This is a genomic window from Candidatus Pseudothioglobus sp. Uisw_016, from assembly GCF_048087635.1.
Lineage (GTDB): Bacteria > Pseudomonadota > Gammaproteobacteria > PS1 > Pseudothioglobaceae > Pseudothioglobus.
The window spans coordinates 1,030,467-1,043,124 of record NZ_CP159806.1 but is presented as its reverse complement, the minus strand read 5'-3'; the positions used below and the strand labels follow the sequence as shown (position 1 = coordinate 1,043,124).

The 12,658-nt window shown below is 35.8% G+C and carries 11 protein-coding genes; 8 read left to right on the top strand and 3 right to left on the bottom strand.

What is annotated here, in order from left to right; translation table 11 throughout:
• Positions 1 to 57: 57 nt before the first annotated feature.
• Positions 58 to 1,914, bottom strand: a complete 1,857-nt coding sequence (gene htpG, locus ABXT69_RS05225; protein ID WP_416677131.1) for a molecular chaperone HtpG — start codon at positions 1,912 to 1,914, stop codon at positions 58 to 60.
• Between the two features lie 37 nt (positions 1,915 to 1,951).
• On the opposite strand from htpG, the gene xerA reads away from it, so the two are divergent.
• The 5 genes from xerA to bioB all read left to right on the top strand — a co-directional run bounded on the left by xerA (position 1,952) and on the right by bioB (position 7,003).
• Complete coding sequence (xerA, locus tag ABXT69_RS05220; protein WP_416677129.1) at positions 1,952 to 2,866, top strand: site-specific tyrosine recombinase/integron integrase; 915 nt, start codon at positions 1,952 to 1,954, stop codon at positions 2,864 to 2,866.
• Entirely contained in the window at positions 2,863 to 3,414 is a 552-nt protein-coding gene (locus tag ABXT69_RS05215; RefSeq protein ID WP_416677127.1) for an L-threonylcarbamoyladenylate synthase, read from the top strand. Before xerA ends, ABXT69_RS05215 begins: the two co-directional genes overlap by 4 nt.
• On the top strand, positions 3,411 to 4,319 hold the full coding sequence (gene hemF, locus ABXT69_RS05210; protein ID WP_416677125.1) for an oxygen-dependent coproporphyrinogen oxidase: 909 nt from the start codon (positions 3,411 to 3,413) through the stop codon (positions 4,317 to 4,319). Before ABXT69_RS05215 ends, hemF begins: the two co-directional genes overlap by 4 nt.
• 171 nt (positions 4,320 to 4,490) lie before the next feature.
• Entirely contained in the window at positions 4,491 to 5,897 is a 1,407-nt protein-coding gene (gene glnA / locus ABXT69_RS05205; RefSeq protein WP_416677123.1) for a type I glutamate--ammonia ligase, read from the top strand.
• A 107-nt stretch (positions 5,898 to 6,004) separates the two neighbouring features.
• Complete coding sequence (gene bioB, locus ABXT69_RS05200) at positions 6,005 to 7,003, top strand: biotin synthase BioB (protein ID WP_416679557.1); 999 nt, start codon at positions 6,005 to 6,007, stop codon at positions 7,001 to 7,003.
• On the opposite strand, the gene murG is transcribed toward bioB, so the two are convergent.
• The gene (murG, locus tag ABXT69_RS05195) at positions 6,936 to 7,961 is read right to left on the bottom strand and encodes an undecaprenyldiphospho-muramoylpentapeptide beta-N-acetylglucosaminyltransferase (protein WP_416677121.1); all 1,026 of its coding nucleotides are present in this window, start codon (positions 7,959 to 7,961) and stop codon (positions 6,936 to 6,938) included. The genes bioB and murG overlap by 68 nt on opposite strands.
• Positions 7,954 to 9,096, bottom strand: coding sequence for an FtsW/RodA/SpoVE family cell cycle protein (locus ABXT69_RS05190; protein ID WP_416677119.1), 1,143 nt, complete (start codon positions 9,094 to 9,096; stop codon positions 7,954 to 7,956). Before ABXT69_RS05190 ends, murG begins: the two co-directional genes overlap by 8 nt.
• Positions 9,097 to 9,216: 120 nt before the next feature.
• On the opposite strand from ABXT69_RS05190, the gene ABXT69_RS05185 reads away from it, so the two are divergent.
• The 3 genes from ABXT69_RS05185 to ribB all read left to right on the top strand — a co-directional run bounded on the left by ABXT69_RS05185 (position 9,217) and on the right by ribB (position 12,657).
• Positions 9,217 to 10,803, top strand: a complete 1,587-nt coding sequence (locus ABXT69_RS05185) for an ABC-F family ATPase (RefSeq protein ID WP_416677118.1) — start codon at positions 9,217 to 9,219, stop codon at positions 10,801 to 10,803.
• A 119-nt stretch (positions 10,804 to 10,922) separates the two neighbouring features.
• Positions 10,923 to 11,570 carry a riboflavin synthase gene (locus ABXT69_RS05180; protein WP_416677117.1) on the top strand — a complete coding sequence of 216 codons (648 nt, stop codon included), beginning with the start codon at positions 10,923 to 10,925 and terminating at the stop codon, positions 11,568 to 11,570.
• Positions 11,571 to 11,583: 13 nt separating this feature from the next.
• Positions 11,584 to 12,657 carry a 3,4-dihydroxy-2-butanone-4-phosphate synthase gene (gene ribB, locus ABXT69_RS05175; protein WP_416677116.1) on the top strand — a complete coding sequence of 358 codons (1,074 nt, stop codon included), beginning with the start codon at positions 11,584 to 11,586 and terminating at the stop codon, positions 12,655 to 12,657.
• Position 12,658: the final 1 nt, after the last annotated feature.

Genomic DNA, 12,658 nt, shown 5'->3' with positions numbered 1-12,658 from the left:
TTTATAGCAAAAAAAAAGCCCGAAAAATCGGGCTTTTTTTTGACTTAGATTATTCTATCAACCTAACATTAGTTTGTTCATTCTTTTTACAAACTCAGCAGGCTCTTTTATTTGTCCGCCTTCACTAAGAACAGCTTGATCAAATAATACTTTCACTAGATCTTCATCAACTTTTGTTTTAAGTTTAATGACAAGTGGATGATCAGGATTTATCTCAAGAATAGGCTTGGTATCAGGAATGTCCTGACCTAAAGACTTCATGATTCGCTCCATGTTTCCGCCTAACTCATTTTCATCGGCAACTAGGCATGAAGGCGACTCACTTAGTCGACTTGAAACCTTAACCTCTTTGACCTGATTGCTGAGGATTTCTTGAGCTTTAGTAATAACACTTTCAAAATCTTTCACTGTTTTTTCTTTCTTTTTCTTGTCTTCTTTTGAATCAAGATCTTCAAGATCACCTTTTGCAATTGATTTAAGTGATAGCTCTTCAAAGTCTCCAAAGTTAGCAACTAACCACTCATCAACTCTATCTGATAGTAATAGAACCTCAATATCTTTTTGTTTAAAAATTTCTAGATGAGGAGAGCCTTTAGCTGCAGCATATGTGTCTGCAGTGACATAATAAATATTTTTTTGTCCCTCTTTCATTCGGCCAATATAGTCTTTAAGAGAAATTGTTTGATCTGAACTATCAGCCGATGTTGAGGTAAACCTTAAAAGATTTGAAATTTTATCTTTATTTGCAAAGTCTTCTACAACGCCTTCTTTAATAACCATTCCAAACTCTTTCCAGAATGTGGCATAGTCTTCAGGTTTATTTTTAGACATTTTATCGAGCTCAGACAGAATTCTTTTTACCGATGCTTTTTTAATTGTATCAACTACTTTGCTGCCCTGAAGGATCTCTCTAGAGACGTTTAATGAAAGGTCTGCAGTATCTATTACACCTTTTATAAATCGAAGGTACTGAGGGAGCAATTCTTCATTTCCTTCCATTATAAAAACTCTTTTAGCGTAAAGCTTTACGCCACTTTTTCTTTTAGGTTCCCACATGTCAAATGGAGCTTTTTTAGGAATATATAAGAGTGATGAATAATCAAGTTTTCCTTCAACTCTATTATGTATTTGAGTCAACGGCCCTTCAAAGTCATACGTTAAGGCTTTGTAAAATTCATCATAATCAGCTTGAGAGAGTTCTTTCTTATCTTTCATCCAAAATGCAGTCGCTTCATTTATTTTTTCGTATTCAATCACATCTTTATCTTCTTCTGAAGGCTTGAGCATCATAATAGGGACAGTAATATGATCAGAGTATTTTGATATGACACCTCGAATTCGAAAGTCATCAATAAATTCTTTTTCAGCTTTTTTAACATCAAGAATAATTGTTGTGCCATAGTCCTCTAGCTCAACAGTTTCAATGGAGTAATCTCCCTTACCTTTTGAAATCCACTTTGTTCCATTTGCCTTATCATCACCAGCTTTTCTGCTCAGAAGAGTAACTGTATTAGAAACAATAAAAGCGGAGTAGAATCCAACACCAAATTGACCAATTAAATTAGAATCTTGGGTTTGATTTTTATCAAGACCCTCTAAGTATTTTTTGGTTCCAGAGTTAGCGATTGTTCCAATATTTTCCATGACCTCGTCATGAGTCATTCCTATTCCATTATCTTTAATAGTAATAGTTCCTGCATCTTTATCAATATCAATATGGATACTTGGCTCTTCTTTTGCCTCAATAAGTTTGTCATTTGATAAAGATTCGAATTTCAGCTTATCTATTGCATCTGATGCATTTGAGACAAGTTCTCTTAGAAAAATCTCTTTATTGGAATAAAGAGAGTGAATCATTAGGTCAAGTAGCTGAGATACTTCAGTTTGAAATTCATGTGTTTGTTTTTGACTCATTGAAAATCCTTAATCGTTTAACGTAAAATGTAAAGATATGGCCAATCAGGAAAAAAACAAGTATCAAGATGAAATATTAATTAAACAAATTGAAGAATTTGTAGCTCATTTAAGCGTTGAAAAAAATTATGCACTAAATACTGTTTCAGCATATAAGAGAGATCTAATGAAGTTTTTATCTTTTTTAGGTAATAAAAATATCTCTGATTGGAAAGAAGTAGATAGCGATACAGTCAATTTATTTGTGATGGGTTTAAGGCATGGTGATATTTCAAATAAATCCATTAGGCGCTACTTATCTTCAATACGAGTTTTTTATAATTACCTTATTGATAACGAAGCAGCCTCTTCAAATCCAGCCTTATCTATTCAAACTCCTAAAATCGATCGAGCCCTTCCAAAAACTATTGATTTTGATGATTTGAGTAGAATGATGAATTTAAAGGCAGGCCATTTCAAAGAACTTAGAGCAGTCCTGATGATTGAATTACTATATTCATGCGGCCTGAGAGTTTCTGAACTTGTTGGGATTGATATGCTTGATTTTGATATCAATGAAGGTTTTGTTAAAGTTACGGGTAAAGGAAGTAAGGCTCGTTTCTCTCCAGTAGGAGCATCAGCAATAAGTGTGCTTAAAAAGTACATAGAGAAAAGACCTGATTGCAATTCTGATGCGTTATTTTTAAATCAGAAGCGCCTTAGAATGAGCGCTAGATCTGTTCAAAATATTATTAAAAAAAGGGCGCTTGAAGTGGGCATTTCAATTAATGTACACCCGCATATGCTTAGGCATGCAGCGGCTACTCACTTCCTTCAGTCTAGTCATGATCTTCGAGCGGTTCAAGAATTTCTAGGACATAAGAGCATTAAAAGTACTCAGGTTTATACGCACCTAGATTTTTTAGAATTATCAAAGGTTTATGATGAGTTTCATCCTAGAGCAAAAAAATGAAAATAACTACAAAAACCCAATTAGCTCTTAATCATCTCCGCACTGGCGTTATAGCTCATCCAACAGATACTATATACGGATTAGCTTGCATGGCAAATAACCCAGAAGCAATTAAAATATTAGCTAGTTTGAAGCATAGAGATATTAAAAAAGGCTTTATATTATTAGCCTCTGATATAAATTACTTATTGCCCTATATTGATCCAAATCTAGATATTGATTTATTAACAAAACTTTCTACTCCGACAGAAATTGCAACAACTTATTTGGTGCCAAAATCAAAAAATACTTCACGCCTTATAACTGGAGAGCATGAGTTTTTAGCAGTTCGAATTACCTCTAATCCTTTAATTTCATATTTTTGTGAAAATACGGGCTCTGCATTAATTTCCACAAGTGCTAATACTCAAGGAGGAAAGGTTGCCACTTCTTTAATCGAGCTTAAAAAGTATTTTGGTAATGAGCTTTCTTACGCTTTACCCCCAAATAAGTATAATTCTGAGCCTTCAAGGATCGTTAATTTATTAACAGGCGTGCGTCATCGATGATAAATCTAGTAAAAAAGTATTTGATTGAGCTCCAGAAATCTATTTGCTCTGAAGTTGAGCTGATTGAAGGTGGAGCTAAATTTGCTCAAGATAGCTGGACACGGGATGATAAAAGAGGTTCAGGCCTAACTAATATTCTTTCAAATGGCAATATATTTGAAAAAGGTGGTATTAATTATTCAATAATTACTGGTGATAAAATGCCAAAATCTGCCACTGCATTAAGGCCTGAGCTTGAAGGAAGGAAATATACAGCTCTGGGGGTTTCACTGGTTCTTCATCCCGAAAATCCTTTTATTCCAACGGCGCATGCTAATGTTCGATTCTTTATTGCAGAAGAGCAAGGAAAGAATCCAATTTGGTGGTTTGGTGGTGGCTTTGATTTAACCCCTTATTATGGATTCGATGAAGATGCGGTTCATTGGCACCAAACCGCTAAGAAAGCTTGTATGCCTTTTGGAGAAGATGTTTATCCAAAATATAAAAAATGGTGTGATGATTATTTTTACTTAGGTCATCGAGATGAGCAACGCGGCATTGGCGGGTTGTTTTTTGATGATTTGAATAGCGGCAGTTTTGATGAATGCTTTGACTTCATGAAAAGTGTTGGCAATCATTTTAGTGAGGCTTATTTACCCATCGTCAGAAAGAGAATGAGAGCCCCATATACTGAGAGTGAGAAAGGCTTCCAATTGTATCGTCGTGGTCGATACGTAGAATTTAACTTGATACATGATAGAGGGACTTTATTTGGCTTGCAGAGCGGCGGCAGGACTGAGTCAATTTTAATGTCACTGCCACCAACAGTTAAGTGGTCTTACCAATTTAAAACTAAACCTAATAGCGAAGAAGAAAAGTTAACCAGTTATTTTTTAAAACCTAGGGATTGGGTTTCATTAAAGTAAACTTAAGTTGAATATATTTCTGGAGTAATTTTAATTAATTTAGGATATAATCACAACTTGAAATACCCTTGCTATGTTCTCAATGAGCTCGCAACACCGTTTGCAACGGCGCAGACTTCCTGACAATGCCTGTCAATTTTGTTATTTATTAATATTTTTAGGAGTACATCTATGTCTGCAAAAAAAGTAATGAAAATGATCGAAGATGAAAACATAAAGTTTATAGATTTTCGTTTCACCGATACAATAGGAAAAGAGCAACACGTTAGTGTTCCAGCTCATACAATTAATGTTGAAAAACTAGAAGATGGTCAGATGTTTGATGGCTCCTCTATTGCTGGTTGGAAAACTATTAATGATTCTGATATGATTCTTTCCCCAGATACTGAAACAGCAGTGCTTGACCCGTTTACTGAGGAAGTGACTTTAAACATTCGCTGTAATATTATTGAGCCAAGTGATCTAAAAGGCTACGTTAAAGATCCAAGATCTATTGCATATCGCGCCGAAGACTTCATGAAAGCTTCTGGTGTTGGTGATACAGCATATTTTGGAAATGAACCTGAATTTTTTGTTTTTGATAGTGTTAAGTGGGACACCGGTCACGGCATGGGTAAAGCATTTTATGAAATTAACTCAGAAGAGGCAGCTTGGAATTCTGGAGTCGACATGGAAGGTGGAAACAAAGGTCATCGTCCGGGTATTAAAGGTGGCTACTTCCCGGTTCCTCCAGTTGATTCATTGCATGATCTTCGTTCTCAAATGTGTCTAGCAATTGAGGAAATGGGCGTTACTACTGAGGTTCATCATCATGAGGTTGGAACTGCAGGGCAGTGTGAAATTGGCGCGTTATTTAACACATTAGTTAAAAAGGCTGATGAGACTCAAATCTTTAAATACTGCGTTCATAATGTTGCTCACCTATATGGCAAAACAGCTACATTTATGCCTAAACCAATTGCGGTTGATAATGGTAATGGAATGCACGTGCATATGTCTATTGCAAAGGATGGAGTTAACTTATTTGATGGAGACCAATACGGAAACTTAAGCGAAATGGCGCTCTTTTATATTGGTGGTATTATCAAGCATGCAAAAGCATTGAATGCTTTTACTAATCCTTCTACAAACTCATATAAGAGATTAGTTCCTGGATTTGAAGCACCAGAAATGCTCGCTTACTCTGCTAAGAATCGTTCAGCAGCAATTAGAATACCTTTCGTTAAAAACCCTAAGGGACGCCGTATTGAAGTGCGTTTTCCAGATTCGACTGCTAACCCTTACCTTGCTTTCTCAGCACTACTAATGGCAGGCCTTGATGGTATAAAAAATAAAATCCATCCTGGTAAGCCAGCAGATCAAGATCTTTATGAAGATAGTGATGGCTCTATTCCTAAAGTTGCTGGAATGCTTCACATCGCCTTAGAAGCACTTGATGATGACCGTGAATTCCTTAAGCAAGGTGGAGTCTTTACAGACGAGGTTATTGACTCATTTATTGAACTTAAGATGAAAGAAGTTACAGCAATGAGAGCTTCCCCTCAGCCGCTAGAGTTTGATTTATACTATAGCTGCTAAGATATTTACTGGTTAATAAAAAGCCGCGCACAATGCGCGGCTTTTTATTGTTCTTTTTAGAACTATTTGTTGCGGTAAAATTAATTAACTTAAATACAGAAAATCAGATGATTGAAGTAAAAAATGATTGGGAATTAGATGAAATAAAGGCTTTATTTGAGCTTCCTTTTAACGATCTTCTTTTTAAGGCGCACAGCATTCATAGAAAAACTTTTGACCCAAATAAGGTCCAAGTAAGTTCTTTATTAAATATTAAAACTGGCGCATGCCCAGAAGATTGTTCTTATTGTTCTCAAAGTTCAAAATATGATACTGGCCTTGAGCGTGAAAAATTAATGGAGATTGATCAGGTATTGCATCAGGCAAAAAAAGCAAAAGATAAGGGCGCGTCTAGGTTTTGTATGGGAGCTGCCTGGAGAAACCCTACTGATAAAAGCCTTGATAAAGTCATTCCAATGATCAAGGGCGTTAAGGCGATGGGAATGGAGACATGTGTTACTCTGGGGATGATTACGCCAAGCCAAGCCTCTACTCTTAAAGAAGCTGGGTTAGATTACTATAACCATAATATTGATACTTCAAAAGAGCATTACCCTAATGTTGTATCGACGCGTAATTTTCAAGATAGACTTGATACCTTAGAAGCAGTCAAAAATGCAAATATTAATGTTTGTAGTGGCGGAATCCTAGGAATGGGTGAGACGGAAACAGACCGAGCATCAATGCTTCAATCCTTATCTAATCTCGAAAAGCACCCTGATAGTGTTCCAATTAATTTACTGGTTCCTATTCCAGGAACACCTTTTGAAAACGTTAAGCCACCAAGCGAAAGTGAATTTGTAAGGACTATTGCAGTCGCAAGAATTTTAATGCCTAACTCAGTAGTAAGACTTTCAGCTGGAAGGCTGGAGATGGGTGAGGGGATGCAGGCGCTTTGCTTCTTTGCTGGAGCCAATTCTATTTTCTATGGTGAGCAGTTATTAACTACTGATAATCCAACTTCTGCAAATGATCAACTACTTTTCAGCCGCCTTGGAATTAACAAAGAAGATAATCAGCAATTATCTTCTCAGGACTCGGAACTGAAAGTAACTTTAACTTCTTAGTCATTTCGTGAATTTTTGGAGAGTCTAGCGCAAGTAACTCTTTATCAATAATTTCGCCACTAAAAGAATCCTCTTGAATGATTATCCCTGCCCCATTTTTAGATAAGTGTTCAGCATTAACTGTTTGATGGTTGTCTATTGCATAAGGAAATGGAACAAGTATTGCAATTGTTTTTGAAGCAATAAGTTCTGATACTGTCATAGCTCCAGCTCTAGAGATAACTAGATCTGCCCATGCATAAGCTTCAGCCATATTATCAATGAAAGCATCAATCTTAACATCAGAGTTCATAGAGTCTGCATACAAAGCTTTTACTTCGATGAGATGTTTTTCTCCAGTTTGATGCCATATATTTAGAGGTGTTTTGATGGTGGGTATGGTTTGATTAATTTTTTTGGCGCCAAGAGAGCCACCTAGAATAAGTAGATTTTTAATTGCATCAGGAGTTGATTTCGAGCTTGGAGTAAAAAGAATAGGATTGCCTGTTGTTTCAGCATTTATATCTTTATGAAAAGTATTATCAAAAGCCTGAAAACATTTTTGAGCAATTCTGCTTAATAATTTATTGGTTGTTCCAGGAATAGTATTTTGCTCATGAATGATTAATGAGGTGAAAAATATTTTAGAAACTATCCCACCAACTCCTGAAGCATAACCTCCCATTCCAATTACTTTGTGCGGTCTAAATCTTACAAAAATTAGAATTGTTTGAATAAACCCATAACTAAGTAAAAAAATAGCTTTCAATAGGGTTGTAAGATTTTTTCCTCTCAGGCCACTAGTATAAACTCCATTAAATCGATACCCATGATCAGGAACTAGGGTGCTCTCCATTCCTTTGATTCCTCCAAGCCACTCTACAACTGCTCCTTTTGATTCAAGTTCTTTTGCTATAGCAAGAGCTGGAAAAATGTGACCACCAGTTCCTCCAGCCATAATAAGAATTTTTTTAGACATAGTCACGCTGTTTAGAGTACTTTGTTCTATTTTCCATATCTATTCTTAATACAATAGCTAGTGCAATGATGGAAAAAATCATAGAAGTGCCACCATAGCTTAATAATGGTAAAGTAAATCCTTTTGGTGGAAGAAGTCCAAGATTCATGCCAATATTTACAGTTATCTGCATCGCAAACCAAGTGCAAATTCCAAAAGCAACATAAGAGCTGTAGTGTCTTCCTTTTTGGAGCGCAAGTTTGGCGATTGAAAACCCCTTAAGGAGAATGTATAAAAATGATAAAAGCACGAATAGCATTCCAAGGACGCCAAGCTCCTCGCCAATAACTGCAAAGATCATATCAGTATGCCTTTCAGGGAGTAGATAGTATTTCTGAATGCCAGCTCCAAGTCCTGTTCCAAACCAATCCCCCCTTGCAATTCCAATCAATGCTTGCTGAGTTTGGTAAATTTTAGCATCACTTCGCCACAGGTCTTCTGACCAAAATGACACTAAGCGATCAAGACGATTCGGATAATTAATAATAATAACTCCAATAAGACCTAGCAGAGTAAATGTAACAATGCTAAGTTGCTTGAGATATGAGCCAGCTGCATAGAGCATTGCTAGGGCTGTTAATGAAATAATTAGTGTCGCTCCTAAATCTGTTTCAAATAAAATTAATAAATCTGCTATTCCTATAATGAGAATTGTTTTAAGGAAGCCCATCCATGGTTTTCTTAGATCTTTTTCTTGTCTTATTAAGAAGCCCGCCATGAATAAAACCATTGAGAGTTTCATGAGTTCTGACGGTTGAAATTTAAAATAAACAAAGTTTATCCATCTAGTAGAGCCATTCGCTGTGTGTCCTATTGGACTTGGAAGAAATACAATTGCTAATAAGATAATTGTAAGAATAAAAAGAGGAATTGAGTACTTCTGAAGAACTGAAATAGGCGTATTCAACGTTATCAGTCCAGCACTAAGCCCCATAAAAATAAATAGTGTTTGCTTTAAAAAAAACGTGTAGCTATCAAAATGAGCTAAAGAGGCTGATAGCATCATTACCCACCCAAAGATTATCAACAATAAGATTGTTGACAATAACACCTTGTCGGGCATCTGATTGGTTCTCATGTAGGGATTTAATTTCATAGGCAAATATATTTTATACTTTTTGGAGAAAAGTTTTGTTAGTTATCCAAATGCATAATAGTTATGCTTTTTATGAGGCATTATGGGATAATATTTTTTTTTATAAATCTTTATAAGATAATGATATCAACTGCCAACATCACCATGCAATTTGGTGAAAAGCCCCTATTTGAAAATATCTCTGTTAAATTTCAGGGTGGTAATCGCTATGGTTTGATTGGTGCTAATGGCTGTGGTAAGTCTACGTTAATGAAAATATTGACTGGAGATTTAAAACCTAGCCAAGGCTCAGTAACGGTTGGTGATGGTCAAAGACTTGGCGTACTCTCTCAGGATCAATTTGCATTTGAGGAGTACCGTGTTGTTGACGCAGTAATTATGGGACACAAAGAGCTTTGGAAAATCAAAGCGGAGAGAGAGAGGATTTATGGTTTACCTGAAATGTCTGAGGAAGATGGAATTAAGGTTGCAGAGCTAGAAATGGAGTTTGCTGAAATGGATGGGTACTCAGCAGAATCATCAGCGAGTGAGCTTTTACAAGGCCTTGATATTCCTTTAGATCAGCATTATGGTCTTATGAGTGAAATTGCACCAGGCTGGAAGCTCAGAGTTCTTTTAGCGCAGGCACTTTTTTCAGACCCTGAGGTTCTTTTATTAGACGAACCTACTAACAACCTTGATATTAATTCAATACGTTGGCTAGAAGGTGTTTTAAGTACAAGAAAATCTACAATGGTAATAATTTCCCATGATCGACACTTTTTAAACGGTGTTTGTACGCATATGGCTGATCTGGATTATGGCGCTCTAAATGTGTTTCCAGGAAACTATGACGACTTTATGATTGCAGCAACTGCAATTCAGGAAAGAATGCGATCAGAGAATGCCAAAAAAGAAGTAAAAATTAAAGACTTAAAGCATTTTGTATCTCGATTTTCAGCTAATGCCTCTAAAGCAAAACAAGCAACCTCACGCCAAAAAGAACTAAATAAGATCGAGCTTGATGACATTAAGCCATCATCACGAGTAAGCCCTTATATTATTTTTAATCAGACTAAAGAATTGTTTAGAAACATATTAGAGGTTCAAAGTCTTACCAAAAGCTTTGATGATGAGCCAGTTTTTAAGGATATTAATTTATTAATTGAAAAGGGACAGCGAGTTGCAGTCATCGGACAAAATGGATCTGGAAAAACAACTCTTTTAAAAACTTTATTAGGTGAAATCGGCTCAGATAGTGGAAAAACTAAATGGAGCGAGAATGCAAATATTGGTTATTATGCGCAAGATCATAGCGATGAGTTTGATAAAGATATGAACGTTCTAGAGTGGATGACTCAGTTTAAAAATGAAAAAGATGATATTCAGATGATGCGCTCTGTGTTGGGCAAAATGCTGTTTGGAAAAGAAGATGTTGAAAAATCTGTAAAGTCATTATCTGGTGGAGAGAAAGGCAGAATGATTTTTGGAAGATTAATGCTCCAAAAACCAAACATTTTGTTAATGGATGAGCCAACAAACCACTTGGATATGGAATCGATTGAAGCTTTAAACTTAGCTCTTGATAACTATGAAGGGACATTAATATTTGTAAGTCATGATAGGGAGTTTGTCTCTTCTTTGTCTACTAAGATAATTGAGCTCAAGGAAGACGGTGTTGAATATTATTCAGGTAACTATGAAGACTACTTGTTAACTCAAGTGTGAATTTAATTAAAGATTACCTCGAAATCTATTGATTCCAAAACTTTTTGTTTGATGGTTAAATAAGGCAACAAAAATATTTAAGCGTAAAATTTAATTTAACTAATAAAATTATTTTGTAAATGTTTACAGGGATTATCCAAGCAAAAGGCAGCATTCACGAGGTTCAATCTTCTGAAAAAGGAGCTGTGCTTATTATTAATGCAGATGACCTTGATTTAACTGATTCTAATGTGGGAGATAGTATTGCAGTCAATGGTGTATGTTTAACTGTTACTGCGTTAAAGAGAAACTCTTTCACTGCTGATGCTTCTCAAGAAACTTTAGGCTGTACTACTTTTTCAGAACTAATAAAGGGTCAGCACGTTAATTTAGAAAAGTCATTAAGACTTAATCAGGGAATTGATGGACATTTGGTGAGTGGGCATGTTGATGGTATTGGAGAAGTTGACTCTGTTTATACTGAAGGCGTGAGCACAAGATTAAAAATTAAAGCTATGACTGACTTGATGAAGTATATTGCTAAAAAAGGGTCTATTTGTATTGACGGAGTAAGTCTTACAGTCAATAGCGTGGTTGGTAATATTTTTGATGTTAATATTGTTCCTCATACCTTTTCAGCAACTACGCTGAGTGGTTTGAGTGAAAAATCAAAGGTTAATTTAGAGATTGATATAATTGCTAGACACGTTGAGCAACTTATCAGCCATAGGGTTGATATTGGAGATGAACTATCTGCTCTTAGCAAAAAAAAAGACACTTGTAACTAAAAAGTAAATAAGTATGAAAGCATCAATTAAAGAGCTCTTAGAAGACTACAAGCAAGGAAAAATGATTATTCTTATGGACGATGAGAATCGTGAAAATGAGGGTGATTTGTTAATTGCAGCAGAAAAAGTTACTAAAGAAGATGTTAACTTTATGGCGACGCATGGCCGTGGATTAATTTGCTTAACTTTGACTCAGCAGCGCTGTCAACAGCTAAACCTTCCATTGATGGTTTCAAAAAATAGTGACCTCCATTCAACAAACTTTACAGTTTCTATAGAAGCTGCTACAGGAGTAACTACGGGCATATCTGCAGCTGATAGAGCCAAAACTATTCTTGATGCTGTAGCAAAGAATGCAAAACCTTTAGATATTGTTCAGCCTGGCCATATTTTTCCATTGATGGCTCAGCAGGGCGGAGTTCTAATTCGTGCTGGCCACACTGAAGCTGGTTGTGATTTAGCTAGATTAGCTGGCTTTGAGCCCGCCTCCGTAATTGTTGAAATATTAAATGATGATGGATCAATGGCGCGCAGTGCTGATTTACAAAAATTTGGGAAGAAGCATGGCATAAAGCTAGGAAATATTGCTGACTTAATTCATTATAGAGTTGAGAATGAAAAAACCGTAGAAAGAATAAGTCAGAGGCCTTTTAATACGAAATATGGTGAATTTGAACTTTATTCTTATTTAGATACTATTCATAACGACATTCATATTGCTTTAGTAAAAGGGTCAATTAGTAAATCAAATGAGCCTTATGTTAGAGTCCATATGGAAAATATCTTTAAAGATGTTATGCAAGAAGTTAATCGTGGATTTAGTATAAATAGTGCTTTAAGTATGATTTCAGATGTTGAAAGTGGCGTTTTTTTACTTTTACGTAAGCAAGATAATCAAGCTATTCTTGAAAATATTGATAATCAAGATTACAGAAGTAGTGATGATGGAAAAACGTTTGGAATTGGTGCTCAAATACTATCTGATTTAGGAGTAACTTCTATGAAGTCTCTAGGCAAGCCAAAAAAGTGGCCTGGATTAGAGGGTTTTGGAATAACCATTAGTGAATATGTAAACATGAAGGAGTAGG

Bases quoted from the DNA above. Each gene is read 5' to 3' on its own strand.
- htpG (WP_416677131.1), bottom strand. From the start codon at position 1,914: ATGAGTCAAAAACAAACACATGAATTTCAAACTGAAGTATCTCAGCTA.
- xerA (WP_416677129.1), top strand. From the start codon at position 1,952: ATGGCCAATCAGGAAAAAAACAAGTATCAAGATGAAATATTAATTAAA.
- ABXT69_RS05215 (WP_416677127.1), top strand. From the start codon at position 2,863: ATGAAAATAACTACAAAAACCCAATTAGCTCTTAATCATCTCCGCACT.
- hemF (WP_416677125.1), top strand. From the start codon at position 3,411: ATGATAAATCTAGTAAAAAAGTATTTGATTGAGCTCCAGAAATCTATT.
- glnA (WP_416677123.1), top strand. From the start codon at position 4,491: ATGTCTGCAAAAAAAGTAATGAAAATGATCGAAGATGAAAACATAAAG.
- bioB (WP_416679557.1), top strand. From the start codon at position 6,005: ATGATTGAAGTAAAAAATGATTGGGAATTAGATGAAATAAAGGCTTTA.
- murG (WP_416677121.1), bottom strand. From the start codon at position 7,961: ATGTCTAAAAAAATTCTTATTATGGCTGGAGGAACTGGTGGTCACATT.
- ABXT69_RS05190 (WP_416677119.1), bottom strand. From the start codon at position 9,096: ATGAAATTAAATCCCTACATGAGAACCAATCAGATGCCCGACAAGGTG.
- ABXT69_RS05185 (WP_416677118.1), top strand. From the start codon at position 9,217: ATGATATCAACTGCCAACATCACCATGCAATTTGGTGAAAAGCCCCTA.
- ABXT69_RS05180 (WP_416677117.1), top strand. From the start codon at position 10,923: ATGTTTACAGGGATTATCCAAGCAAAAGGCAGCATTCACGAGGTTCAA.
- ribB (WP_416677116.1), top strand. From the start codon at position 11,584: ATGAAAGCATCAATTAAAGAGCTCTTAGAAGACTACAAGCAAGGAAAA.